The sequence below is a fragment of the Polynucleobacter yangtzensis genome, assembly GCF_027924165.1.
Taxonomy (GTDB): Bacteria; Pseudomonadota; Gammaproteobacteria; order Burkholderiales; family Burkholderiaceae; genus Polynucleobacter; species Polynucleobacter yangtzensis.
The window spans coordinates 197,626-222,129 of the sequence record NZ_AP026973.1 but is presented as its reverse complement, the minus strand read 5'-3'; the positions used below and the strand labels follow the sequence as shown (position 1 = coordinate 222,129).

The window sequence follows — 24,504 nt, the reverse complement described above, 5'->3', positions numbered from 1 at the left end:
CAGAATAAGCGAATTTATAAAGTTAGTTAAATAGCTTTAATGACGTAGCTCTAGACGATCCACTCCATCGCGTGTGAACTCGAAAGTGGAGATCCAATCCAATACGTCAATTTGGTTACGCATTTCCGAAGGGAAGGGGCCAAAGGGAGCCGAAGCCCTAACGATGGCAAGGGCCTGACGATCCAACTCAGGATTTCCGGAGCTGCGGCCAATAGAAAGCCCATCTTTACCTTGAGCGTTCGTGGTGATTCTTCCTTGGTTATCCACACTCACCACAATCACCAAGCTGCCGTATAAAGGGCGCCCATTTGCCCTCGGGAAAAATGCGCTGCCATAAGCCTCAATTTTTTGGCGCATGGCATCGTAATAGTGTGCAAAGCTCACTGCTTTTGTATTGTCACCAGTCAGCACCTTACGTCTTGGCTCTCTACCATCAGACTGGAGCCGCTTTGCTAACTCAGCTTCTAAAGAATTGAGTTGCGGTGTAATTTTTTGCTCATCGCCGCTTTTACGACCACCAGAGCGATTGCGCTGCTCATCTAGCTTTGCGAGCATTTGCTTTTGCTGCTTCTCCAAAACTTCAAGTCTTGCTTCCGCCCCCAATCTAGCGCGATGCAAAGCTGTAGCGTCTTGATTCTCTGTTTTACCACCGCCCTGTAAATCGGCTTGAGCCAATTTGCTCGCTTTTTGAGGTGGCGTTTTATTGCTGGCATTAACCAAAACCACGCTCAGGGGGGTATTGAGCCGGCGATTCTGAATTTCCCCAACACCCCAGCGAAATGACAAGAGCACCAGATGAATCAGAATGGAGGCACATAAGGCAAAACGAAATGGATAACGATTCCATGCGCGATGCAGATAATGCAAGGCCTTACCGAGTCTCTCAGGACACGGAATCTCAAGAGATTTAAGCTGGGCTAGCATCTTCTTCAGGTTTGTCTGAAGGCTCTGGCTCTAGCCCCGACCCTATAGCTTGGTCAGCTGATTCCTTTTCAGGAGCCTCCAACTTTGCTTCAATTTCTAGAACACGAACACCTGCGCTAAGTTGCAATAAATCTACATCGGCAATCACTACTTCTGCACGCGTCATACGAGGATGCGTTGCCAACTCAGGAATAGGTAAGTGCAATGGCACTTGCTCCACTCGAGACATGCCTTCTTTCAAATGACGGACATACACAGTCTTTGATTCACCATCTTGCGTGATCCAACGTAAGCACCAATATTTTTCTAGTCGGTCTTGGAACTCTCCATATGCTTGATAGCAAGACTCGAAGTCAGCAGCAATACCCATCAACGTAGCATCGCGTGGCGGAAACGGTGCAACCATTTTGGCTGTCACGCCATGCTTTGCAAGCGCAATTAATTGCCATTGATTGACCAGATCAGAATATCGACGCAAGGGAGAGGTACACCAAGCGTAATAGTCCAAGCCCAAGCCTTCATGCGGTCCTGGAGTGGTTTGCATGCGAGTGCGCAGTGGGCCCCAGCCCTTCTGAGTTCTAAATAATCCTGGAAGACCATGGTCGGCAAGAAGCTGACCAGAGGCGCTGTTACAGAAGATCATCCACTCAGCAACAATGGTGTCCAAAATGGAGCCACGCTGACGCGGCAAGATATCAACGTGCTGAACCCCATCCACCTCTTGAATCTGGAAGTGAAAATCTCTTGCGAGAGCATTGGGATCCACAGGCCCAAGTTGCTCGGCACGTAAGCCATTTGCCACGCGCTTTTCTTGACGACCAGCATGAAGATGTTTAGCGGCTTGCCACAAAATGGCTAACTCTTTGCGATAAGGATAGTTAGCACCCTCATCAAGCAAACTCTCTTCACTCACAAGATGCTCAATATCTTCCAAGCGTAAATTGGCTGCCATAGGCACCATCTCTGCACGCATCTGCAAAGTCGCTCGATTGACGACCCCCTGCAAATCAATATCAACATAGATCGATAAGGCAGGTCTTGGCATGCCTTCATCTAAGGAGAATTGCTCAATGACTGAATCAGGCAACATCGTAATTTTGTCGCCAGGGAAGTACGCCGTAGACATACGATTACGCGCAACTTGATCCAAGGGATCATCTTTTGCAATGGCCAAACCTGGAGCAGCAATATGAATACCTATTCGATGCCCGCCCTCAATTGGCGTGACCGATAGAGCATCATCAATCTCAGTAGTGCCGGAATCATCGATAGAGAATGCCTGCACTTGGGCGACTGGAAGCTCAGCAATAGCAGCTGCATATGCTGCTTGATCAACCCCAATAGCTGGGCTGTGATCCGCACCATTCGGAAAATGCGCCTTTAGAAACAGTCCCTGGTGATATGCTAAAGGCGAATCAATTGCACCACAACGAATCATCAACTGAGCCGGAGATTCACCGGTCTCGGTACAAGCAGCAATAAGTGCCTTGTACGCAGAAGTATTCTTATCGGGAGAAAAAAGTAATTGCTTGGCTGAAGACTTGAGTGTTTCAGGAAAAGTTCCATCTACTAACTCTTGCTGCCAAACAGACTGCTGCTCAAGCTCTTTTTGCTTACGCTCTAAAGCTGCCAGTCCGGCCCGAAGCTGCTCTAATGGCGCTCTCTGAAAGCGACCACGTCCTTTGCGACGAAAGAAAACAGGGGCTCCCTGCAAAGCTATTGCTAGAGCAACTTGTTGCGGAATACTGGCTTGTGATCCAAAGTACTCATGCGCCACATCAACTAAACCAAATTCTTCATCTGGTGCGCAATCCCAAAGTAACTGCAAATCAATATCGGCAGTCAGAGTGCCGGCCTCGTCTATAGCGGCCTGCGCTTCTGGCTTTTCAAAGCGCAACCAAACCTCTTTAGCTTTGAGCTTAATCTTTTTTCCAGAAAGACTGGTTGCCTGCCATGACTCTGCATCTCCAGCACCTGATGCAGACTGCACTGTGGCGATCTTGATGTCGCCACCTTCTTCGTATAAAAGATTCATGCTTAGAGCGAGATCCCGCCGCTAGCTTCTAATGCCACTCCATTGACATAACTTGCTTCATCACTAGCCAAGAACAAGTAAACATTCGCCATTTCAGTTGGAGTACCTAAGCGACCCAGCCAACTGCGCTTTTCAATGTCTTGCAAAATATTTTCTGGCATGGCTTTAACCATCTCTGTAGCAATGAAACCTGGACATACCGCATTTACTCGAATTCCCTTAGGACCAAGCTCGCGTGCCCAGGTTTTAGTAAAGCCAATAACGCCAAATTTTGTAGCCGAGTAATTGGTTTGACCAAAATTACCGTATAGACCCACAACACTAGATGCATTGACTATCGCACCAGAGCCGGCCTCGAGCATATGCGGAACAATTAACTGGGTGCAATTAAATACACCTTTCAAATTGACATCAATCACCGTATCAAACTGAGCTTCGGTCATCTTAATCAAGCGCGCATCTTGAGTAATGCCTGCGTTATTAATCAAGATATCAATGCGTCCATGCTTTTGCATCACCTGGTCAACTACCGACTGAATGCTGGCGCGATCAGTCACATTCATGGCATAGCCTTCGGAATTCAAGACTTGTGCAGCAGCGCTGTTGACAGCCTCTTGGTTGATATCGGTAATGATGACCTTGGCACCCTCTTGCGCAAAACGCTGGGCAGTAGCAAAACCAATACCCTTAGCGGCACCGGTAATGATGGCTACTTTGTCTTTTAATCTATTACCCATTTTTTGCTTTCTGTATTTTGTTACTTTGCCGAAATGGCTTTTAATAGTTTTTGATGCACGCCACCAAACCCACCATTACTCATAACCAAAATATGATCACCAGGCTTGGCTTCATGAGCAACTACTTTAACTAAGGCTTCAAGATCATCGAAAGCTTGTGCTTTATCCTGCTCTTTTGTATTGAGTGGAGATAAAACCTCAGCCAAGTCCCAGCCCAATGACTCTTTTCCTGAGTTTGCGCCATATGCAAATACTTTGTCGGCTGCTTCAAGACTTCCAGGAAGTTGAGTCTTCATCACGCCAAGCTTCATTGTGTTTGAACGCGGCTCTAGTACAGCCAAGATGCGCGCTTTTCCAACGCGACGACGCAAACCATCAACGGTAGTAGTGATTGCAGTTGGGTGATGTGCAAAATCGTCGTAGACCGTAATGTCATTTGCAACACCAATGGTTTCTAAACGACGCTTCACATTCTTGAACTCTGCCAGCGCACGCGCAGAATCTACAGGAGAAATTCCAATGTGATTGGCAGAAGCAATCGCTGCAAGAGCATTTAGTTGATTGTGCCGACCCATAACACCTGAATCCATTGACCACTTTACTGTTGCCACTTCTTTACCAGCTTTGCGCACAACAAAACCGTCATTCTTCTGTGAGATTAATGACCATTCATTTGTAAGTTCTTGGCCAAAGCGCTCTACAGGGGCCCACGCACCACGCGTAATGACACTCGCTAAAGCAGGCTCTTCGCCATTTACCACCAATAAACCATCGCCCGGAACGGTACGGACAAGATGATGAAACTGGGTTTCAATTGCAGCAAGATCCGCAAAGATATCGGCGTGATCAAATTCCAAATTATTTAATAAAGCAGTGCGAGGTCGGTAGTGCACAAACTTACTGCGCTTATCGAAAAATGCAGTGTCGTATTCATCTGCTTCAATCACAAAATATTTACTCTCACCCAAGCGCGCAGATACTGTGAAGTTCAGAGGCACCCCACCAATCAGGTAGCCGGGTTTATAGCCGTTGAACTCCAAAATCCAAGTCAGCATAGCTGAGGTAGTTGTTTTGCCATGTGTGCCAGCAACCGCTAGAACATGTCTGCCGTATAAAACCTGTTCGCCCAACCATTGTGGACCAGAAATATAGGGCAAGCCTTGATTGAGAATCGCCTCCATTAAAGGATTGCCGCGAGAAACCACATTGCCAATTACAAATAAATCAGGCATGGTCTCAAACTGAGATAATTGTTCGGGCGAAAATCCCTCAATCAGTTCGATGCCTTGAGCTTCAAGCTGCGTACTCATTGGTGGATACACGTTGGCATCGCAGCCAGTAACGCGGTGTCCAGCTTGTCTAGCGATTGCGGCAATGCCGCCCATGAAAGTACCGCAAATGCCCAAGATATGTATATGCATTTACGAATTTTAGCGAAGGAGCTGTAATGAACCGCAGACAATGGATCATCATCGTCGTAATTAGTCTTTTGGCACTCGTTTCAGGCGTACTGACTTCGCAATGGATTTACAAAACTGGTTTAGCTAGCGACCCCGCCGTAAAAGCATTTCTTGAAAACCCTTGGCAAACCCCAGACGGAAAAGTAGCCAATACTCAAGAATGGCAAGGAAAAGTCCTGGTTGTGAACTTTTGGGCCTCCTGGTGCCCCCCTTGCGTTGAAGAAATGCCTACTTTAGATAAGTTACAACAAGAGTTTTTAAAGCAAAACGTCTTATTTGTTGGTATCGGCATCGATTCACCCTCCAATATTCGTGAATTCCTCGAAAAAACCCCAGTTAGCTATCCGATCATGATTGGTGGTTTGCAGGGCAGTAATCTTTCTAAGCAAATGGGAAATTCCCAAGGCGCCCTCCCTTACACCATCATCATTAATGCCAAAGGGAAATCCAGCTATAGCAAATTAGGCAAGATAAGCGAAGATGAGCTCAGAAATGCCATTAAATCCGCTTTATAAGTATTTTTATTGAGTTTTAATGATGCAAACTTAAAGCCATTCCGCCTTAATTCTTGGCAGTACATTCAGTATTTTTCAATATCTGCACTTAAAAGTTTCGAAAATTCCTATTTTTGAAGCAACTTTTTGGTCTTGTACCGCCCTTATAAAGGTATACTTTCCCTCATAAGCAATAAAGCATGAAGTTGTATGTAGGGCACAAAGCCCAAATCGTCAATTAACGCTTAACTGCCTCTAAAAATAGGGATCTATGTCGAAAAAAGCTTCAATTCTCGTAATTCAAGGCCCAAACCTAAATCTATTAGGCACCCGTGAACCCGATGTTTACGGCAAAACAACCCTAGAAGACATTCATCAAAAGCTAGGTGAGCTAGCTAAAGCGCAATCTGTTGATCTAAACACCTTTCAAAGCAATCATGAAGGCGAGTTAATCGACCGAATTCAGAAGGCCAAGCAAGATGGGGTTGATTTCATCATCATCAATCCAGGCGCCTTTACTCACACCAGCGTTGCCCTACGCGATGTATTGGCTGGTGTAGCCATTCCCTTTACAGAAGTTCATTTATCAAATATTCACCAGCGTGAAGAATTCCGCAAGCACTCCTACCTGTCCGACATTGCGACGGGGGTTATTTGTGGTCTTGGCGCCATTGGTTATGAATTAGCGCTGCAAGCAGCGATTACAAGTCTAAAGAAGTAAATCTATTTAAAGAATTACAAGAGAGGAAGCACTCGTATGGATCTGAGAAAACTAAAAACCTTGATCGACTTAGTCTCTGAGTCAGGTATTTCTGAGTTGGAAGTAAATGAGGGAGAAGATCGCGTTCGCATCGTCAACGCTGGATCTCCAGCTCCTGCTGGCCAGGTGGTTTACGCCAATCCAGCGCCTGTACAAGCCATGCAAGCTGCGCCATCTGCCAGCGCACCTGCCCCAGCGGCAGCTGTTGAAGCGCCTGCTGCTGAAACTGGTTTTGTTGCGAAGTCTCCAATGGTTGGTACTTTCTACCGCGCACCAAATCCAGAATCACCAAACTTCGTCAATATTGGTGATACCGTCAAAGTAGGTCAAACTCTTTGCATCATTGAAGCGATGAAGCTACTCAACGAAATTGAATCTGAGCATGCTGGTGTAGTTAAGGAAATCCTCTGTGAAAACGGTCAGGGTGTTGAGTTTGACCAGCCTCTTTTCATCATCGCCTAATAGATCCACTTAGATCTATTCCAATTCACCGTTACTTAACTCAGAGCCGACATGTTCGATAAGATTCTGATTGCCAATCGGGGAGAAATTGCTCTCCGCATCCAACGCGCATGCCGCGAGTTGGGAATTAAAACTGTTGTGGTGTATTCCACTGCAGATAAAGAAGCGAAGTATGTGAGGCTTGCCGATGAAGCGGTATGCATCGGACCGGCGCCATCTCCACTGAGCTACCTTAATATGCCTGCGATTATTTCTGCGGCAGAAGTGACTGATGCAGAAGCGATCCATCCTGGCTATGGATTCCTTTCTGAAAATGCTGACTTCGCAGAGCGCGTAGAAAAATCGGGTTTTGCATTTATCGGACCTACAGCAGCATCTATTCGCTTAATGGGTGACAAGGTTTCTGCTAAACGCGCCATGATTAAAGCAGGCGTGCCTTGCGTTCCTGGTTCCGAGGGTGCTCTTCCCGATAATCCAAAAGAGATTCTTGCAACCGCTAAAAAGGTTGGTTATCCCGTCATCATTAAAGCCGCCGGTGGTGGTGGTGGTCGCGGTATGCGCGTAGTTCACACTGAGGCGGCCCTCATCAATGCGGTCAATATGACTCGCGAGGAAGCTGGTCGCGCTTTTGGTAATCCAGAAGTCTATATGGAGAAGTTTTTAGAGAAACCTCGTCACGTAGAGATTCAGATTCTTGCTGATACTCATGGCAATGCCATTTGGCTAGGTGAGCGTGATTGCTCCATGCAGCGTCGCCACCAAAAAGTGATTGAAGAAGCCCCAGCTCCTGGCATTGACCGTCGTTTAATTGCCAAAATTGGCGAGCGTTGTGCAGAAGCTTGTCGCAAGATTGGTTATCGCGGCGCTGGCACATTCGAATTCCTTTACGAGAACGGCGAATTCTTCTTTATTGAGATGAACACCCGTGTTCAGGTAGAGCATCCAGTTACTGAAATGATCACTGGTGTGGATATTGTTCAAGAACAAATTCGTATTGCTGCTGGCCTCAAACTCAGCTACCGCCAGAAAGACATCGTTTTCCGCGGACATGCCATTGAGTGCCGCTTAAATGCCGAAGATCCATTCAAGTTCACTCCAAGCCCAGGCAAGATTGGTTCATTCCATATGCCAGGTGGTCCTGGTATTCGTGTCGACTCGCATGCATATAGCGGTTACGTAGTGCCGTCTAACTATGACTCCATGATTGGCAAATTGATTTCTTACGGCAATACCCGTGAGCAAGCTATTCGCCGTATGCAGATTGCCCTCTCTGAAATGGTGATTGATGGCATCACGACCAATGTGCCACTCCATCGTGAATTGATGTTGGATCCCAATTTCATTGAAGGCGGAACCAGCATTCACTACTTGGAGCATCGCTTAGAAGAGCAAGCTGCAAGTCGCGGCAAATCCTAATTAATGCGAGCGCCTCATGTCTTATCGTGAACTGGTATTCACGGTAGCTGCCGAAACCGCAGAACCTTTAGGTGATGCGCTTTTGGACTTGGGCGCTCTATCAGTCACCGTCGAGGATGATGCTGCTGGTGGATACGATGAAAATCCTCTCTACGGAGAGCCAGGGCTTTCACCAGAAGTGCAAGCTTGGGATCGATCTGCAGTAACTGCCCTATTTAATCCTGAGATTGACGCTTCTGACAGCGCGGAATTTATCCCGGAGCTGCTTGCTTCCTTAAAAGATGCAGGCTTTAACTTAGCGCCTCCCCAAGAAAAAACAGTTGAAGAGCAAGACTGGGTTCGACTAACTCAAAGTCAATTTGCACCCATTCAAATTGGTGAGCGCATTTGGGTAGTGCCTTCATGGCATGATGCGCCAACCGATCCAAATACGATTTGCCTAGCCGTTGATCCAGGGCTTGCCTTTGGTACAGGCAGTCATCCCACTACCCATTTATGCCTACTTTGGCTTGAGCAACAAAAAAATCTTCAGAACCAGAGCTTTTTGGATTACGGCTGTGGCTCAGGAATCTTGGCCATTGCTGCAGCTAAGTTAGGTTGCAACCCTGTTATTGGCACTGATATCGACCCACAAGCCATGGTTGCGGCACGCAGTAATGCAGAAATCAATAACACCACCATTACTTTCGTGTTACCAAATGAAGGTGCCACAGAGTTAGCTGCAGAAACCAAATACGACATTGTTATGGCCAATATTTTGGCCAACCCACTGCAAGTGCTTGCTCCAGCGCTGGTAAATAAGATGAAATTGGGCGGTCGGATTGTTTTATCGGGCGTACTTGCACGCCAAGCTGAAGAGGTAATTGCCACTTACAGTCAATGGCTAACGCTTTCAGTCTGGAAAGAGAGCGAAGGTTGGGTTTGTTTGCATGGCACCCTCAACCAAGAGAAGCAAAGTGCTGCCAATGCTGCTTTTGCTCCATCTGCTCAAAAAAAAAGTCTTAAATTAGTACTTTACGCAGGCTTATTGCTGCTCTTGCTGGTTTTTGGAGAGCATCTCTCAAGAAATTCATTGCTTCCAGCACTTGCACCACGCGTTGATGGCACATCAAATTCTTTTTTTGTGAATTCATTTTCTGTTTTACAGCGTGTAGATGCAAAACTTTGTCGCGCACTAGGATGTCTAGATCGCGCTGTAAGCGATTTTGCCGCTTGGAAAATAACTTCAGCCACACTTTCACCAGAAAACGCTCGAGAAGGGCTTAAAAGCGTCGCAAATCAATCTATGTTGCAAGTTGAGATACAAAATCGTCTTGCTATTACTGTTTTACCGCCAAATTTAGAAATTACTTTGACTGATGCAGAAGAATCTGAAATCAAATCACTGCAATTTACCCCGCAAGAATGGCTTCCCAAAACTTGGCAAGAGACTCATCCTGATTTTTTTAAAAAGGGGGTCCCTTCTGGCGAGCTTTTACAGATTGAGCTACCTATTTCACTTCCACCAAATGCCGCGGGTTATCGCGTACGGGTGCTCTACCCCTAAATCCATTCATCAACATCACATTTATCCCCTCATTTTTTATAAAGAAAGCAATTTATGGCTAGCTTGATCTGTGGCTCTATCGCCTACGACACCATCATGAATTTTGAAGGCAAATTTGCCGATCAAATCCTGCCTGAGCAGATTCATATCCTGAACGTAGCCTTTTTGGTTCCAACCATGCGTCGCGAATTTGGTGGTTGTGCGGGCAATATTGCTTACAACCTTAATCTTTTGGGTGGCGATCCCATCATCATGGCTACCGTTGGTGGCGATGCGGTACCGTACATGAACCACCTTGAGCAACTCAAGATTGATGCGAGCCATATTCGCCAGATCGAAAATGCGTTTACCGCCCAAGCCATGATCACCACCGATCAGGCGAATAATCAAATTACCGCCTTTCATCCAGGTGCAATGGGCGAATCACACTTAAATCAAGTTTCTGCGGTTGTGGCGGAGCGCAATAAAAATGCTAAAGGCCCGGCGAAGTTGGGAATTGTCGCCCCCGATGGTCGTCAAGGCATGTGGGAGCACTGCCATCAATTGGCTGATGCCAATATTCCGTTTATCTTTGATCCAGGCCAAGGCTTGCCGATGTTCAACGGCCCTGAGTTGCTTGAACTGGTCGATATCGCTAGTTACTTAGCCGTCAATGACTATGAAGGTGAAATGCTTTCACAAAGAACAGGATTGAGCTTGGCAAAAGTCGCTGAGCGAGTGAAGGCGCTGATTGTTACCAAAGGTGCTGAAGGGGCCGATATCTATGTTGATGGCAAATGTATTGCTATTCCGTCAGTACCAGCAGCAAAAGTGGTTGACCCAACTGGTTGCGGTGATGCATTCCGCGGCGGCTTACTCTTTGGGTTAGAAAATGGCATGGACTGGGAGACTACTGGTCGCCTGGCAAGCCTCATGGGATCAATCAAAATTACCCATCAAGGACCACAAAATCACCAATTAAGCAAAGATCAGATTGCTAGCCAATTTAAAGCAGCGTTTGGCTTTAGCTTCTAAGCATTCTTTGGTTTTTCTTTCAGCCGCCCAAATTTTGGCAATAAAAAAAGGGGTCTCGTGAGAGACCCCTTCTAGTAACACCCGTCTGATTAAGGACGTGTGCCAGTTGGGAAGGGCCAAGCAGCGGCAGGATTCAACGCACTAGTCGCTGGTGCAGCTTTCTTAGCCGCGGGCTTTTTTACAGCAGAGCCCGCTTTCTTCGCAGCAGGCTTACTTACTTTTTTTTTGCTACGCGCTTTTTAGCAACCTTTTTTGCAGCTTTTTTAGCAGCAGGCTTCTTAGCAGCAGCTTTTTTCTTAGCAGCAGGCTTCTTTTTAGCTACTTTTTTAGCAGCAGGCTTCTTAGCAGCAGCTTTTTTAGCAGCAGGACGCTTTTTGGCTACTTTTTTAGCAGCAGGCTTCTTAGCAGCTACTTTTTTCTTAGCAGCAGGCTTCTTCTTAGCAGCTACTTTTTTAGCAGCAGGCTTCTTAGCAGCTACTTTTTTCTTCGCAGCTGGTTTCTTTGCAGCAGGTTTTTTCTTGGCAGTTGCCATAGTAATGCTCCTTCACGTGAGGATTAGTACAAACTACATTAAGAAGACCCGACCACTCATTTCCGCCTGGTTTTGCAACCTTTTGGATCTGACGAGCGAGCCATTCATCGGCGCGCGGCTTGATACTAAGTGCTGCACGCTAATGAATCTTGGAAAAAAAGCCGTGGCCCCGAAGGACAACGGCTTCTTAAATGTGCTGGAAAAAATAGAGAGAATAGCCCAGGCACCCTTGAGCAAGGGTTTTCGGATTTGAGTCTGGTTTTGCTGACTTCTAAAACTATCCAACCGTCTAATCTCCTATTTAGCCAGTTGTGCGCTTTACTTCAGTCTTACTACTCCCAACTAAGCGCACCACCGGTTTGATACTCAATAACGCGTGTCTCAAAAAAGTTTCGTTCTTTTTTCAGATCAATCATTTCTGACATCCATGGAAATGGATTCTCTTCATTTGGGAACATCGCGTCAAGTCCTATTTGCAAACATCTGCGATTACAAATGTATCTTAGGTACCCTTTGAACATCGGAGCGTTCAATCCGAGCACTCCGCGAGGCATCGTATCTTCAGCGTAACGGTACTCCAATTCGACCGCTTTTTCGAAGATAGATTTGATCTCGTCTTTGAACGCGGAAGTCCATAACTGCGGGTTCTCCAGCTTGATTTGATTAATCAAATCGATACCAAAATTGCAATGCATAGACTCGTCGCGAAGGATGTATTGATACTGCTCAGCAGCACCCGTCATTTTGTTTTGACGACCCATTGCAAGTATTTGCGTAAAACCAACATAAAAGAACAAACCTTCCATCACGCAAGCAAAAACAATCAGCGAACGAAGTAACTTTTGATCGTTTTCTAATGTGCCAGTCTTGAAATTTGGGTCTGTTAATACGTCGATAAAGGGAATTAAGAACTGGTCTTTAGCGCGAATTGACTCAATCTCGTTGTACGCATTGAAGATTTCAGACTGATCTAAGCCTAAAGATTCCACAATATATTGGTACGCATGGGTGTGAATCGCTTCCTCAAAAGCCTGGCGCAATAGGTATTGGCGGCATTCTGGAGCGGTAATGTGGCGATAAGTACCCAAAACAATATTGTTTGCAGCCAAAGAATCAGCTGTTGTGAAGAAACCAAGATTGCGTTTAATAATGCGACGCTCGTCTTCTGTCAGACCATTTGGATCTTTCCAAAGCGCGATATCGCGGTTCATATTGATCTCTTGTGGCATCCAGTGGTTTGCACAACCTGCCAAATACTTTTCCCAAGCCCATTTGTACTTAAATGGAACCAGCTGATTTACGTCAGTCTTAGCATTAATCACGCGCTTATCAGCGGCGTTTACACGCAAGGCAGCGCCGCCAGATAAATTAGCGGCTGCCACTGACGCAGGTGCTGCAGCTTGTGGTGCCATTGCCACTTGATCTGGCTGTGGACGCTGTGGCTCCACTGCAACCGGCTGCGGTGCAATACCAGCTTTCGCTAGCGCTGGAGCAACTTCCTCTTCCCAATTCAACATAACTCTCTCCTAATTCTTCTATTTATCACCAATAAGCGAATCGCTTATTGGCATGCTTCACATTCTTCAAATCCTGCATCGCCTGGGCGCATTGTGCAAACCGGACCATCTGCCTCTTGTGCTGCTGCAGCATCTGTACCGTTCACGCCACCACCGCTTGAAACTGCATTCAACTGACCGCTAGCAACAGTTGATTTCTCAACGTGAGTAGCAGCCATTGTGCGGAGGTAGTAAGTCGTCTTCAAGCCGCGCAACCAAGCCAACTTGTAGGTGTCATCCAATTTCTTGCCAGAAGCGCCGGCCATGTAGATATTCAATGACTGCGCTTGGTCAATCCACTTTTGACGACGAGAAGCTGCCTCAACCAACCAGGTCGGCTCAACCTCAAAGGCTGTTGCGTACAAATCACGCAAATCTTGTGGAATGCGATCGATCTTAGACAAAGTGCCGTCAAAGTACTTCAAATCGGCAATCATGACTTCATCCCAGAGGCCGCGATCTTTCAAATCACGCACCAAGTACTCGTTCACCACTGTGAATTCGCCAGAAAGGTTGGATTTCACGAACAAGTTCTGGAATGTAGGCTCGATACAAGCAGAAACACCAATAATGTTGGAAATCGTTGCTGTTGGCGCAATCGCTACACAGTTTGAGTTGCGCATACCGTGTTGCTTGATACGTGCACGTAAACCGCTCCAATCCATAGTGGAAGAGTTGTCTACCTCCACATAACCGCCACGCTCAGCTGCCAACATTGCTACTGAATCCTGCGGGAGGATGCCGCGATCCCACAATGAACCTTTGTATGTGCTGTAAACGCCGCGCTCTTCAGCCAATTCATTGGATGCTTGATAAGCGTAGTAGCAAACCGCTTCCATGGAAGAATCAGCAAACTTCACGGCTTCATCACTAGCGTAAGGAATACGTTGCATATGCAAGCAATCCTGGAAGCCCATGATGCCCATACCGACCGGACGATGCTTCAAATTGGAGTTACGAGCTTTAGCTACTGCGTAGTAGTTGATATCAATCACGTTGTCCAACATACGCATTGCAGTGCGAACGGTTCTTTGGAGCTTCTCGTGATCCAAAATCATCTTGCCGTTAGCATCAGTTGTCATGTGAGCAGTTAAGTTCACAGAACCCAAGTTACAAACCGCAATCTCAGTCTCGTTTGTATTGAGAGTGATCTCAGTACAGAGGTTTGATGAGTGAACTACGCCAATGTGCTGCTGTGGGCTACGGATGTTGCAAGGATCTTTAAATGTGATCCATGGGTGGCCAGTTTCAAACAACATGCCGAGCATCTTGCGCCACAATTGCTGCGCTGGAATGCGGCGGAATGGCTTCAATTCACCACGATCAGCTTTTTGCTCATAAGCAACATAAGCTTCTTCAAAAGCTTTGCCAAACTTGTCATGCAAATCAGGGGTATTAGATGGAGAGAACAAAGTCCAATCGCCACCTTCCATAACGCGCTTCATGAACAAGTCAGGAATCCAGTTGGAGGTATTCATGTCATGGGTACGACGACGGTCGTCACCTGTGTTCTTGCGCAACTCCAAAAACTCTTCGATATCTAAGTGCCATGTTTCCAAGTAGGCGCAAACCGCACCCTTGCGCTTACCGCCTTGGTTAACAGCTACGGCAGTGTCATTCACCACCTTCAAGAATGGCACAACACCTTGTGATTTACCGTTAGTACCTTTGATATGGCTTCCCAACGCACGAACGTTAGTCCAGTCGTTACCCAAGCCGCCAGCAAACTTAGACAACAAAGCATTTTCTTTCAATGCCTCATAAATGCCATCTAGGTCATCATCTACAGTGGTCAAGTAGCAGCTAGAGAGCTGTGGACGTGTTGTAGCTGAATTGAATAATGTTGGTGTGCTGGACATGAAATCAAATGTAGAAAGGATTTCATAGAACTCAATTGCACGACGCTCGCGATCCAACTCATTCAGAGCCAAGCCCATTGCAACGCGCATGAAGAAGGCCTGTGGCATCTCAATGCGACGGTCTTCAATGTGCAAGAAATAGCGGTCATACAAAGTCTGCAAACCGAGATAGTTAAATTGCAAATCGCGGCTAGCATTCAAAGCTGCGGCTAGGCGTGGCAAATCGAACTCGCGCATGCGTGGGTCTAATAATTCAGCGGAAATTCCTTCGTTGATGTACTTTGCAAAATAGGTGCTGTACTCAGCTTGCATGTCGCCTTGCAATACTTCTTTGCCCAAGATTTCTTTACGAATCACATGCATCAAAATACGCGCAGTTACTTGGCTGTATGCAGGATCTTTTTCAATCAATGTGCGGGATGCCAAGATCGCGGAGTCATACACCTGCGCCATTGGTACGCCGTCATACAAATTCTTAATGGTTTCAGTGATGATTGGGGTTGCATCAATATGTGTTCCCAAGCCTTCGCAAGCAGCCTCAATCACTGTGCGCAAAGCAGCCATATCAAGCCACTTCTCAACACCGTTATCCGTCACCTTGATACCAGACTCACCAGCCTGATTAGCGGTTTGTGCTTCTTGTGAAACTTCTTGCTGAGCAGCGCGTTCTTGGTTGCGCTTCTCACGATAGAGAACGTAGGCACGAGCAACGTTGTGCTCGCCGCTGCGCATCAAAGCCAACTCAACCTGGTCTTGAATATCTTCAATGTGGAAAGTGCCACCGTTTGGACGGCTACGCAACAATGCGCGCACAACAGAATGTGTCAATTGCTCAACTTGCTCACGTACGCGTGCAGATGCAGCACCTTGACCGCCATTAACCGCTAAAAATGCTTTGGTTACAGCAATGGCAATTTTGGATGGTTCAAAAGCAACAACGGAACCGTTGCGGCGAATGATTTTGTAATCAGACAATTGTGTTGCCTGAGTGCCACCAACACCACCAGCCACAAAGCCGGCGGAAGGAGCTTGATTCATTGCCCCTGCAGGACTCATTCCTGGGTTATTCGCTCCAGCGGATTGGTCTGCTGTCTGTGGATTAGCGTATGTCATGTTGCTCCTGCGTCTATATATAGTTATTTGGACAAAATATCGTTAAAAAACAATGGGGTATTGCTGGATTCAAACACTACATCTAGTGTCTTGAAGTGCATTAGGCACTAAGTATAGGGAAATATTTAGTATTTGGTAAGCTATTTATGACAAATATTTATTAGTATTTTTACTAAGTTTTCTACTAATTTTGGGGTCATTTTGGTGCGGATTTTTTAGCCCTTTTTAGACAAAGGCTGTAAAAGTAAGCGGACGCTCACATACAAAACTTGCCTATCGAGAATCCAAACCGAAAGGCAGTTTTTTGTCAGAAATTCCTGTCTCTTTTTGGAACTTTTTCCAATCAAAATTTATTCCAGGATCTGTTTTACGCTCAGGAGCAATATCGCTGTGTCCAGCAAATTGCAAGTCAGGGTATGAGCTTGTCAATTTTTGTATGAGGTTTGTTAAGGCTTGGTATTGAGCGACCTCAAATGGTGTGTCACCATCACCCTCTAACTCAATCCCAATAGAAAAGTCATTGCACTTTTCTCTACCAAGAAACTCAGAAACCCCAGCATGCCAAGCTTTCTTGCGAGTAGATACGAACTGCACCAGCGATCCAGAGCGTGTTATCAAGAAATGGCTTGATACTTTTTGATCGGCAATTTCCGCAAAATAGGGATGCTGATTTGGGTCTAGCTTGTTTTGAAAAAAATCCACAATATATCCGCTGGAATCCTGCTTTCTAAATTCGCCAGGTGGCAGACTAATGTGATGAATTACCGCAAGATCAGGTTGAATATTTTCAGGTCTGATATCTTGGTTAGGCGAAATGCGCCAATATGCATTACCAATCCAGCCTTCAGAATCGAGATCGTGCAGATGCTCTTTTGAGCAGTAGAAACGATCGTCATAAGCAATTGCTTCTGGTTGCGGAAGATGCACTTTGCAATATTGACACTGCACCATGACCTCAGGATCGACAGCCTTCTTAAGCTTATCTTTACTGGGTTTGGGGGGATTTTCAGCATTGAGCTTAGCCTGCTTTTTACCCTTAATCCAAAGATAAACAAGGCCAGCACCTGCAATTAATAAAATCCACTTAAACAAGAATTACACTCTCTGCAAAATAACTTCAAGCACAAAGCGACTGCCTACATAAGCAAGCAGTAAAGCTGTGTAAGCACTTAATACCCAACGAATTGCAGCTCTACCGCGCAAACCTACTCGCCAGCGAGCCAAAAGCAGTCCTGCAAACAAGACCCATGAGACCAAAGCAAAAATGGTTTTGTGATCAAAGACCAACGGTTTACCAAACAGAGTTTGAGAAAAGAGCAAACCAGAGAAGACCGTCAAGCTTAGAAGTGCAAAACCAACGTAGAGCAAGTTGAATAGGAGGCTCTCCATGGTCATTAAGGGCGGAAGATCCTCCAACCAATGAGCTAGTCTTCCATTGGGAATAATGGCTAACTGACGATGCAAGGCACGATCTTGTACGCTCATAAGCATGGCGTGCATAGCCGCCAAACTCAATAAGCCCACTGCAACCGTCGCCACAACAAAGTGACCCTTGAACCAAGGGTCTGAAACTGCCTTAGGCGAAATTAAGACCCCGGGGAATAGACTTGGGAGAAATGCGCAAATCAGCGCAAACATTAGAGCCATCCAACGCAGACTGGAGATGGGCAAAAACCAAGACTGGAACCAATAAAAGGCTAGGCCAACCCATGCAATTAAGGATAAATCTTGCGCAAAACCGAATACAAAGCCCTCCGGAGTGAAGACAGAGTCGTGAAGCTGCACCCCATGAATCACCAAAATTACAAAAATAGCAACCTGAACCATGGCTGTTGAGAACCTAGACTCCACGCCGCTCTTGGCTTTGAAGCTTAAAACCAGCAAAAGCACTAAATAAAGTGCGGAAGGAAGCCATCCGTAACTTGAGTAACCTAAAATATCCATCTGGAAAGTCTAATCGATAAATGCTAGAAAACCTCACCGACCGCCTATCTCGCGTTGTTAAAACAATGCGGGGCCAAGCCCGCCTTACTGAAGCCAATACCGCAGAAATGCTGCGGGAAATCCGTTTAGCCCTATTAGAGGCTGACGTAGCGCTTCCAGTAGTGAAGTCACTGCTTGAGCAAATTAAATTTAAAGCCCTTGGCGAGGAAGTGGTTGGAAGCCTCAGCCCAGGACAAGCTCTTGTTGGCGTAGTGCAACGCGAACTTGCCCAAGTGATGATGGGCGACACCAATCAAAGTGGTGAACTCAATTTAGCTACTCAACCACCGGCAGTGATCTTGATGGCAGGCTTACAGGGTGCAGGTAAAACGACCTCTGTTGGCAAGCTAGCAAAATGGTTGCGAGAGAAGAAGAAAAAGAAAGTTCTCACCGTTTCATGCGACGTCTATCGTCCAGCGGCGATTGAGCAATTAGAAACTGTTACCAAGCAAGTTGGTGCTGAATTTTTCCCAAGCGATGTCAGCCAAAAACCAAATGACATTGCGCTCGCTGCCCTAGATTGGGCTCGTCGCCACTACTTTGACGTAGTGCTCGTTGATACCGCAGGTCGCCTTGGTATTGATGAAGTGCTCATGCAAGAAATCAAAACTCTGCATGCCAGCCTTAATCCAATTGAAACCTTATTCGTGGTTGATGCGATGCTCGGCCAAGATGCCGTGAATACCGCCAAGGCTTTCCACGAGGCATTGCCACTCACTGGCGTGATTCTGACCAAGTTAGATGGTGACTCCCGTGGTGGTGCGGCACTCTCAGTTCGCCAAGTTACTGGTGTACCACTCAAATTCATCGGCGTCGCCGAAAAGATGGATGGGCTTGAGGCATTTGATGCTGAGCGCATGGCAAACCGTATTCTGGGCATGGGAGATATCCTTGCCTTGGTTGAACAAGCTCAACAGCATGTCGATGTTGCTAAAGCCGAAAAATTAGCCAGCAAGATTTCTAAAGGTGGGTTTGATCTTGAGGATTTCCGCGATCAACTCATGCAAATGCAAAAGATGGGTGGCATGGCCAGCCTGATGGATAAGTTGCCCAGTCAAATGGCGCAAGCGGCTTCCAAAACTAATTTAAGTAATGCTGATAAACAAACTACACGCATGCGTGGAATTATTGACAGCATGACGCCTCAAGAGCGCAGAAAGCCTGAATTACTGAAAGCCAGTCGCAAGCGTCGTATTGCTGCGGGCTCTGGCGTGGAAGTTCAAGAAGTCAATCGCCTGCTCGCACAGTTCGAGCAAATGCAAACCATGATGAAGCAATTCAAGGGCGGAAAAATGGCGCGCACCATGGCCACCATGGCTGCAAAAGGAGCCGCCAAAGGTATTGGCGGACTCTTTAAGAAGTAACTAAATCTAAAAGCTAATTTAGGAGACGGTCTAAGCGATCGATTGCTTAGCAGCTTGAACTGCAGCAATTACTTTCGCCTTAATTTCGGCCAGCGGAATGTTTTGAGATTCAGCATCAGTGCGGCCTTTGAATTCCACTTGAGAATCCGCCAAACCACGATCACCAATGACTACACGGAACGGCGCTCCGATTAACTCCCAGTCAGCAAACATCGCACCTGGACGTTCATTGCGGTCATCCAAAATCACATCAATGCCTGCAGCCAATAACTCATCATGCAATTGATCGCACACAGCTTTCACTGCTTCTGACTTTTCGTAACCCATTGGGCAGATCACTACTTCAAATGGAGCCATCGAGATTGGCCAAATAATGCCCTTCTCATCATGCCCTTGTTCAATTGCAGCACCAAGCAAACGCGTAACACCGATGCCGTAACAACCCATCACCATCGGCTGAGCTTTACCCTGTTGATCCAAGTAAGTGCAACCCATCGCCTCTGAATAACGCGTGCCCAATTGGAATACGTGACCCACTTCAATACCGCGGCAAATATCAACAACACCTTTGCCGTCTGGAGAAGGATCACCAATGACAGCATTACGAATATCCAAAACCAAAGGCTCAGGTAAATCACGGCCCCAGTTCACACCGGTTAAGTGATGGCCAGCATCATTCGCACCACAAACAAAATCTGCCATATTGGCAACAGTGCGATCAGCAACAACGGTAACATCAGCACTAACACCAACAGGGCCCAAATAGCCCGCAGGTGCATTACAAGCTTGTTTAATTTCTGCTTCTGTAGCAAAACGAGATTCGGCCATACCAGGAATCTTGCTGGCCTTTACTTCATTGAGCTCATGGTCACCACGTACCAACAACATAAAGAGTTTGGCTGGACCATTCTCTTGATCAGCAGCAAACAGCAAGGACTTCACAGTGGACTCAAGCGGAACATTTAAGAACTTAGCCACATCAGCGCAATTGGTTTTATCAGGCGTTGGAACTTTGCTCATTGCCGCTGAAGCTGCAGCACGTGCAGCAATTAATGCTAACGACTCCGCAGCCTCTAAATTCGCTGCATAATCAGAATTAGGGCAATACACGATCGCATCTTCACCCGTATCGGCAATCACGTGGAACTCTTGACTGCCAGAGCCGCCAATGGCGCCATTGTCAGCAGTTACCGCACGGAACTGGAGGCCCATTCGCTTGAAGATGCGGGTGTATGCATCAAACATGATTTGATAAGACTTCTTGAGACCCTCAACATCACGATCAAATGAGTAAGCATCTTTCATGCTGAACTCTCGGCCACGCATTATGCCAAAACGAGGGCGACGCTCATCGCGGAACTTAGTTTGGATTTGATAAAAGTTGACTGGCAATTGCTTGTAACTCTTTATCTCATTGCGAGCCAAATCTGTAATCGCCTCTTCAGAAGTTGGCTGGATCAAGAAATCACGATCATGACGATCTTTGATGCGCAGCAACTCTGGACCCATCTTTTCCCAGCGACCAGTCTCTTGCCACAATTCAGCAGGTTGAATCATCGGCATCAGCAATTCAATAGCGCCAGCACGATTCATTTCTTCGCGAATGATGTTTTCTACCTTGCGAATCACCTTCAAACCCAGCGGTAAATAGTTGTAGACGCCTGCGCTGAGCTTGCGAATTAATCCTGCGCGCACCATGAGCTTGTGCGAAACCACCTCAGCGTCGGAGGGGGCTTCTTTTAGCGTGGCGAGAAATGATTGTGAGGCTTTCATGTATGGATATAATCAAATCGTTGATTTTAAAGGATTTGAGGCACGATCATGCTTGACCGTGAAGGGTATCGCCCGAATGTCGGCATTGTCCTCCTCAACAGCCGTAACGAGGTTTTCTGGGGAAAACGCGTTGGGCAGCATTCGTGGCAATTCCCGCAGGGTGGGATTCAGCATGGTGAAAGCCCTGAACAGGCTATGTACCGCGAATTGCATGAGGAGGTTGGCTTACTACCGGAGCATGTCCAAATTATTGGACGCACCAGGGATTGGCTTCGCTACGACGTCCCTGAGGAATACCTGCGCCGCCAAAACTCCACCCGCCTCCACCGTGCCGCCTATCGCGGACAAAAACAAATCTGGTTTCTCTTGCGTCTAGTAGGTTTAGATAGTGATATTCAACTGCGCGCCTCGGAGCATCCCGAGTTTGATGCTTGGCGCTGGGTTCCATTTTGGATTCAATTAGATGCCGTTATTGGCTTCAAACGCGAAGTCTATCAATTGGCTTTATCAGAGCTAGCACGCTATCTTTCCAGGGGCATGCGTATGCAGCAACTGGCATGGGGTACTCCTCTGGATATGATCCAGTCTTTTTATGCTGGACACGAAGATCAACCCAAATCTTCAGAAAAATCAGACAAACCAAAATGAAAAAAATATTCCCCAGAATTGCTATTTCCCTAAACTGCCTCATTTTGGCTGCCGGCTTGACTGCCTGCGCTGGAGACCCACTACAAAGTGGTCTGGACCCATTTGCGCCGATGGTATTTAAGGAGGGTACGACTGCTATGCCCTTAAATCCACCAAACCAAAAAACATTAGTACCCTTCTACGTATCTCAACGAACAGTTTTCAAGTTTGCGGTAGATACAGATTCAATCCTGATTGGTGCTGATGGCGTCACACGCTACATCGTTGTAATTACCAACCCCAGCGGTGGTCAACAAGCTCAATATGAAGGTGTTCGTTGCGATTCATTTCAGTGGCGCCTCTACGGCACCTACGAAAGCACTGGTTGGAAAGAAAACCCTCTTGGCAGTTGGAAAAACATCCAGAGCGATATACCAAACCGCTATCAAGCCTCTCTAGCTCAAGGTGCTTTTTGCAACTTCAACTCTCAAGAAAAAAATATTAAAAATATCCTGAGTTCACTGAACCCAAATGGTTTTATTGGCGGGCAAAAGCCAACCAATTCAAACGGGATTCAGTAAAAGAAAGTTTTGAGGGATTACTTGGCACTCAGACGAGTGCCAATCTTCTCACCCGCCATTAGACGAGTAAGGACATTGGGTTCGCGCCCAGAAGCAATTACTGTTGCTGCACCAGTCTTCACAGCAATCTTGGCGGCTAATACCTTCGTGAGCATTCCACCCTTGCTTAGTTCGCTTGCTGCACCACCAGCCATTTTTTCTAAGGTAGGATCGCCAGCAATAGCATCTGCTAACAATGTGGCATTAGGATTTTGACGTGGGTCTGCAGTAAACAAACCACCTTGATCAGTCAAAATAACCAAGAGATCTGCATGAATTAAATTAGTTACTAATGCAGCAAGACTGTCATTGTCACCAAACTTAATTTCATCGGTAACTACGGTGTCATTCTCATTAATAATTGGAACGACACCTAGCTTCAATAGCGTGTCCAGAGTAGCTCTAGCATTGGCATTTCGTTCCGCATCAGCCAAATCTGCATTCGTCAGCAAAATCTGAGCGCTACGCAAATTGAAGCGCGCAAAACAACTCTCATAAACCTGCACCAAACCCATCTGACCAACTGCAGCAGCTGCCTGTAGCTGATGAATTTCTTGTGGACGCTTGGTCCATCCCAAACGTTGCATACCCTCAGCAATTGCACCTGAACTCACCATCAATACCTCATGGCCAGCCTTTAATAGGCCTGCCATTTGCTCGGCCCACATAGCAATCGCAGCATGATCCAAACCTTCACCATTATTGGTGACAAGACTAGAACCTACTTTGACAACAATCCGTTGAGTTTTTTTAGCATTCATAGCAAAGAGCAAATGGAATATTTAATCTGGTTTTTTATCTTCTAGCTGGTCTTGATAGCGAGGATCTTGAGCACGCTCATCAGCATCATCACGATCACGACGCACAGAATCTAAATAATCTTGCAAAGAGTAGCAAAGCTTGTCGCAGCCCATACCGGTCAAAGCAGATATCTCAAATACAGGGCCTTTCCACTTAAACTTTTTCACAAAGTCAGCAACAACCTTTTTGCGATCCTCTTCAGGGATCATGTCGACTTTGTTAAGCACTAACCAACGTGGTTTTTCAACCAAGGCTTCGTCATACTTACGCAACTCGTTAACAATCGCCACAGCATCAGCTACCGGATCAACATTCGCATCAAAAGGAGCGATATCGACCAAGTGAAGCAGCACACCCGTGCGTTGCAAGTGACGCAAGAAGCGATGGCCCAAACCAGCGCCTTCAGCCGCACCCTCAATCAAACCAGGAATATCGGCAATCACAAAACTTCGCTCAGCACCCACACGCACCACACCCAAATTTGGATGGAGGGTTGTAAATGGATAATCAGCAATCTTTGGACGCGCATTCGAAACAGCAGTAATCAATGTTGATTTACCGGCATTAGGCATGCCCAACAAACCAACGTCAGCCAATACCTTGAGCTCTAATTTCAATTTACGACGCTCGCCAGGTTTGCCGTTTGTCTTTTGACGCGGCGCTCTATTTGTACTGCTCTTAAAGTGAATATTGCCCCAACCACCAACACCGCCCTGCGCTAAGCAAAGGCGCTCACCATGCGTAGTTAAGTCCGCGATAGGCTCGCCAGTTTCGTAGTCGGAAATAATGGTACCAACAGGCATGCGCAATTCAATGTCATCGCCAGCACGGCCATAACAATCCGCGCCACGACCAGGCTCACCATTTTTTGCAGTGTGCGTTTTTGCGTAGCGGTAATCGATCAAAGTATTGATATTGCGATCGGCCGTTGCCCAGACGCTACCGCCCTTGCCGCCGTCACCGCCATCAGGACCGCCAAATTCAATGAACTTTTCACGGCGCATAGAGGCACTTCCGGCACCACCTTGCCCGGCAATTACTTCAATACGTGCTTCGTCTATAAATTTCATGAATAAAAAAGGCCTCGCTTAGCGAGGCCTGTTCCTAAGAGTTAAATTCGGAATAAATCTGAATCAAACGAGTCTCAGTCAGGCGCCTTATGAACGAGGCAGGACTGAAACTTGGGCCTTCTTCAAAGCACCCTTAACGCCGAATTCCACTTGTCCGTCAATTAAGGCAAACAAAGTGTGATCTTTACCAATACCAACGTTTGCACCTGGATGAACACGTGTGCCACGTTGACGAATGATGATGCTGCCAGCATTAATATGCTCGCCGCCAAATACCTTAACGCCTAAGCGTTTCGATTCTGAGTCGCGACCATTTCGTGTTGAGCCGCCGCCTTTTTTCTGTGCCATTTGTTTCTCC

At 46.6% G+C, this 24,504-nt stretch carries 21 protein-coding genes and 2 pseudogenes; 10 read left to right on the top strand and 13 right to left on the bottom strand.

What is annotated here, in order from left to right; genetic code table 11:
* Nucleotides 1-36 precede the first annotated feature (36 nt).
* Genes QMF28_RS01200 through mpl form a run of 4 tightly spaced genes read right to left on the bottom strand, consistent with a single transcriptional unit; the run spans nucleotide 37 to nucleotide 5,117 of the window.
* Complete coding sequence (locus QMF28_RS01200) at nucleotides 37-924, bottom strand: energy transducer TonB family protein (protein WP_281742750.1); 888 nt, start codon at nucleotides 922-924, stop codon at nucleotides 37-39.
* Nucleotides 908-2,959 (bottom strand): ribonuclease catalytic domain-containing protein, encoded by a 2,052-nt coding sequence (locus tag QMF28_RS01195; protein ID WP_281742748.1) that lies wholly within the window; start codon nucleotides 2,957-2,959, stop codon nucleotides 908-910. The genes QMF28_RS01200 and QMF28_RS01195 overlap by 17 nt, the downstream gene beginning before the upstream one ends.
* 2 nt (nucleotides 2,960-2,961) lie before the next feature.
* Nucleotides 2,962-3,696: a 3-oxoacyl-ACP reductase FabG gene (fabG, locus tag QMF28_RS01190; protein ID WP_281742747.1), complete on the bottom strand. Its 735-nt coding sequence runs from the start codon at nucleotides 3,694-3,696 to the stop codon at nucleotides 2,962-2,964.
* A 20-nt stretch (nucleotides 3,697-3,716) separates the two neighbouring features.
* Nucleotides 3,717-5,117, bottom strand: coding sequence for a UDP-N-acetylmuramate:L-alanyl-gamma-D-glutamyl-meso-diaminopimelate ligase (mpl, locus tag QMF28_RS01185; RefSeq protein WP_281742745.1), 1,401 nt, complete (start codon nucleotides 5,115-5,117; stop codon nucleotides 3,717-3,719).
* Between the two features lie 26 nt (nucleotides 5,118-5,143).
* On the opposite strand from mpl, the gene QMF28_RS01180 reads away from it, so the two are divergent.
* From QMF28_RS01180 to QMF28_RS01150, 7 genes and pseudogenes are all read left to right on the top strand, one after another.
* The gene (locus tag QMF28_RS01180; protein ID WP_281742744.1) at nucleotides 5,144-5,671 is read left to right on the top strand and encodes a TlpA family protein disulfide reductase; all 528 of its coding nucleotides are present in this window, start codon (nucleotides 5,144-5,146) and stop codon (nucleotides 5,669-5,671) included.
* Between the two features lie 250 nt (nucleotides 5,672-5,921).
* Nucleotides 5,922-6,371, top strand: coding sequence for a type II 3-dehydroquinate dehydratase (gene aroQ, locus QMF28_RS01175; RefSeq protein WP_281742743.1), 450 nt, complete (start codon nucleotides 5,922-5,924; stop codon nucleotides 6,369-6,371).
* Between the two features lie 36 nt (nucleotides 6,372-6,407).
* Nucleotides 6,408-6,872, top strand: coding sequence for an acetyl-CoA carboxylase biotin carboxyl carrier protein (gene accB / locus QMF28_RS01170; RefSeq protein WP_281742742.1), 465 nt, complete (start codon nucleotides 6,408-6,410; stop codon nucleotides 6,870-6,872).
* A 51-nt stretch (nucleotides 6,873-6,923) separates the two neighbouring features.
* Nucleotides 6,924-8,288, top strand: a complete 1,365-nt coding sequence (gene accC, locus QMF28_RS01165; RefSeq protein WP_068320374.1) for an acetyl-CoA carboxylase biotin carboxylase subunit — start codon at nucleotides 6,924-6,926, stop codon at nucleotides 8,286-8,288.
* A gap of 16 nt (nucleotides 8,289-8,304) precedes the next feature.
* Nucleotides 8,305-9,240: pseudogene (gene prmA / locus QMF28_RS01160) on the top strand (50S ribosomal protein L11 methyltransferase); the annotation flags it as partial.
* Nucleotides 9,214-9,834: a DUF3426 domain-containing protein gene (locus tag QMF28_RS01155; protein ID WP_281743582.1), complete on the top strand. Its 621-nt coding sequence runs from the start codon at nucleotides 9,214-9,216 to the stop codon at nucleotides 9,832-9,834. The pseudogene prmA and the gene QMF28_RS01155, both read left to right, overlap by 27 nt.
* Nucleotides 9,835-9,888: 54 nt before the next feature.
* A complete protein-coding gene (locus QMF28_RS01150; RefSeq protein ID WP_281742741.1) occupies nucleotides 9,889-10,848 on the top strand; it encodes a carbohydrate kinase family protein in 960 nt (319 codons plus the stop codon).
* A gap of 214 nt (nucleotides 10,849-11,062) precedes the next feature.
* Here QMF28_RS01150 and QMF28_RS01145 read toward each other — a convergent pair whose 3' ends face one another.
* The 5 genes from QMF28_RS01145 to QMF28_RS01125 form a co-directional block, all read right to left on the bottom strand.
* Nucleotides 11,063-11,380: a hypothetical protein gene (locus QMF28_RS01145; protein ID WP_304608694.1), complete on the bottom strand. Its 318-nt coding sequence runs from the start codon at nucleotides 11,378-11,380 to the stop codon at nucleotides 11,063-11,065.
* A 332-nt stretch (nucleotides 11,381-11,712) separates the two neighbouring features.
* Complete coding sequence (locus QMF28_RS01140) at nucleotides 11,713-12,897, bottom strand: ribonucleotide-diphosphate reductase subunit beta (protein WP_281742740.1); 1,185 nt, start codon at nucleotides 12,895-12,897, stop codon at nucleotides 11,713-11,715.
* Between the two features lie 44 nt (nucleotides 12,898-12,941).
* Nucleotides 12,942-15,851: a ribonucleoside-diphosphate reductase subunit alpha gene (locus tag QMF28_RS01135; protein WP_420865681.1), complete on the bottom strand. Its 2,910-nt coding sequence runs from the start codon at nucleotides 15,849-15,851 to the stop codon at nucleotides 12,942-12,944.
* A 330-nt stretch (nucleotides 15,852-16,181) separates the two neighbouring features.
* Nucleotides 16,182-17,000 (bottom strand): 1,6-anhydro-N-acetylmuramyl-L-alanine amidase AmpD, encoded by an 819-nt coding sequence (ampD, locus tag QMF28_RS01130; RefSeq protein ID WP_281742739.1) that lies wholly within the window; start codon nucleotides 16,998-17,000, stop codon nucleotides 16,182-16,184.
* Between the two features lie 3 nt (nucleotides 17,001-17,003).
* Entirely contained in the window at nucleotides 17,004-17,852 is an 849-nt protein-coding gene (locus QMF28_RS01125; protein ID WP_281742738.1) for a cytochrome C assembly family protein, read from the bottom strand.
* Nucleotides 17,853-17,872: 20 nt separating this feature from the next.
* On the opposite strand from QMF28_RS01125, the gene ffh reads away from it, so the two are divergent.
* Complete coding sequence (gene ffh, locus QMF28_RS01120; protein ID WP_281742737.1) at nucleotides 17,873-19,255, top strand: signal recognition particle protein; 1,383 nt, start codon at nucleotides 17,873-17,875, stop codon at nucleotides 19,253-19,255.
* A gap of 30 nt (nucleotides 19,256-19,285) precedes the next feature.
* On the opposite strand, the gene QMF28_RS01115 is transcribed toward ffh, so the two are convergent.
* The gene (locus QMF28_RS01115) at nucleotides 19,286-21,028 is read right to left on the bottom strand and encodes a proline--tRNA ligase (RefSeq protein ID WP_281742736.1); all 1,743 of its coding nucleotides are present in this window, start codon (nucleotides 21,026-21,028) and stop codon (nucleotides 19,286-19,288) included.
* A 48-nt stretch (nucleotides 21,029-21,076) separates the two neighbouring features.
* Between QMF28_RS01115 and QMF28_RS01110 the strand changes: the two genes are divergently transcribed.
* Both QMF28_RS01110 and QMF28_RS01105 read left to right on the top strand, forming a co-directional pair.
* A complete protein-coding gene (locus QMF28_RS01110) occupies nucleotides 21,077-21,676 on the top strand; it encodes an RNA pyrophosphohydrolase (protein WP_281742735.1) in 600 nt (199 codons plus the stop codon).
* Nucleotides 21,673-22,236 (top strand): CNP1-like family protein, encoded by a 564-nt coding sequence (locus tag QMF28_RS01105; protein WP_281742734.1) that lies wholly within the window; start codon nucleotides 21,673-21,675, stop codon nucleotides 22,234-22,236. The genes QMF28_RS01110 and QMF28_RS01105 overlap by 4 nt, the downstream gene beginning before the upstream one ends.
* A gap of 20 nt (nucleotides 22,237-22,256) precedes the next feature.
* Here the strand turns inward: QMF28_RS01105 and proB are convergent.
* From proB to rpmA, 3 genes and pseudogenes are all read right to left on the bottom strand, one after another.
* Nucleotides 22,257-23,036: pseudogene (proB, locus tag QMF28_RS01100) on the bottom strand (glutamate 5-kinase); the annotation flags it as partial.
* 21 nt (nucleotides 23,037-23,057) lie between these two features.
* Nucleotides 23,058-24,146: a GTPase ObgE gene (gene obgE / locus QMF28_RS01095; protein ID WP_281742733.1), complete on the bottom strand. Its 1,089-nt coding sequence runs from the start codon at nucleotides 24,144-24,146 to the stop codon at nucleotides 23,058-23,060.
* A gap of 87 nt (nucleotides 24,147-24,233) precedes the next feature.
* On the bottom strand, nucleotides 24,234-24,494 hold the full coding sequence (gene rpmA, locus QMF28_RS01090) for a 50S ribosomal protein L27 (RefSeq protein ID WP_011902041.1): 261 nt from the start codon (nucleotides 24,492-24,494) through the stop codon (nucleotides 24,234-24,236).
* Nucleotides 24,495-24,504: the final 10 nt, after the last annotated feature.

What these genes read in the sequence shown, in the direction of transcription:
- QMF28_RS01200 (WP_281742750.1), bottom strand. Translation starts at nt 924, where the DNA reads ATGCTAGCCCAGCTTAAATCTCTTGAGATTCCGTGTCCTGAGAGACTC.
- QMF28_RS01195 (WP_281742748.1), bottom strand. Translation starts at nt 2,959, where the DNA reads ATGAATCTTTTATACGAAGAAGGTGGCGACATCAAGATCGCCACAGTG.
- fabG (WP_281742747.1), bottom strand. Translation starts at nt 3,696, where the DNA reads ATGGGTAATAGATTAAAAGACAAAGTAGCCATCATTACCGGTGCCGCT.
- mpl (WP_281742745.1), bottom strand. Translation starts at nt 5,117, where the DNA reads ATGCATATACATATCTTGGGCATTTGCGGTACTTTCATGGGCGGCATT.
- QMF28_RS01180 (WP_281742744.1), top strand. Translation starts at nt 5,144, where the DNA reads ATGAACCGCAGACAATGGATCATCATCGTCGTAATTAGTCTTTTGGCA.
- aroQ (WP_281742743.1), top strand. Translation starts at nt 5,922, where the DNA reads ATGTCGAAAAAAGCTTCAATTCTCGTAATTCAAGGCCCAAACCTAAAT.
- accB (WP_281742742.1), top strand. Translation starts at nt 6,408, where the DNA reads ATGGATCTGAGAAAACTAAAAACCTTGATCGACTTAGTCTCTGAGTCA.
- accC (WP_068320374.1), top strand. Translation starts at nt 6,924, where the DNA reads ATGTTCGATAAGATTCTGATTGCCAATCGGGGAGAAATTGCTCTCCGC.
- QMF28_RS01150 (WP_281742741.1), top strand. Translation starts at nt 9,889, where the DNA reads ATGGCTAGCTTGATCTGTGGCTCTATCGCCTACGACACCATCATGAAT.
- QMF28_RS01145 (WP_304608694.1), bottom strand. Translation starts at nt 11,380, where the DNA reads ATGGCAACTGCCAAGAAAAAACCTGCTGCAAAGAAACCAGCTGCGAAG.
- QMF28_RS01140 (WP_281742740.1), bottom strand. Translation starts at nt 12,897, where the DNA reads ATGTTGAATTGGGAAGAGGAAGTTGCTCCAGCGCTAGCGAAAGCTGGT.
- QMF28_RS01135 (WP_420865681.1), bottom strand. Translation starts at nt 15,851, where the DNA reads ATGAGTCCTGCAGGGGCAATGAATCAAGCTCCTTCCGCCGGCTTTGTG.
- QMF28_RS01125 (WP_281742738.1), bottom strand. Translation starts at nt 17,852, where the DNA reads ATGGATATTTTAGGTTACTCAAGTTACGGATGGCTTCCTTCCGCACTT.
- ffh (WP_281742737.1), top strand. Translation starts at nt 17,873, where the DNA reads ATGCTAGAAAACCTCACCGACCGCCTATCTCGCGTTGTTAAAACAATG.
- QMF28_RS01115 (WP_281742736.1), bottom strand. Translation starts at nt 21,028, where the DNA reads ATGAAAGCCTCACAATCATTTCTCGCCACGCTAAAAGAAGCCCCCTCC.
- QMF28_RS01110 (WP_281742735.1), top strand. Translation starts at nt 21,077, where the DNA reads ATGCTTGACCGTGAAGGGTATCGCCCGAATGTCGGCATTGTCCTCCTC.
- QMF28_RS01105 (WP_281742734.1), top strand. Translation starts at nt 21,673, where the DNA reads ATGAAAAAAATATTCCCCAGAATTGCTATTTCCCTAAACTGCCTCATT.
- obgE (WP_281742733.1), bottom strand. Translation starts at nt 24,146, where the DNA reads ATGAAATTTATAGACGAAGCACGTATTGAAGTAATTGCCGGGCAAGGT.
- rpmA (WP_011902041.1), bottom strand. Translation starts at nt 24,494, where the DNA reads ATGGCACAGAAAAAAGGCGGCGGCTCAACACGAAATGGTCGCGACTCA.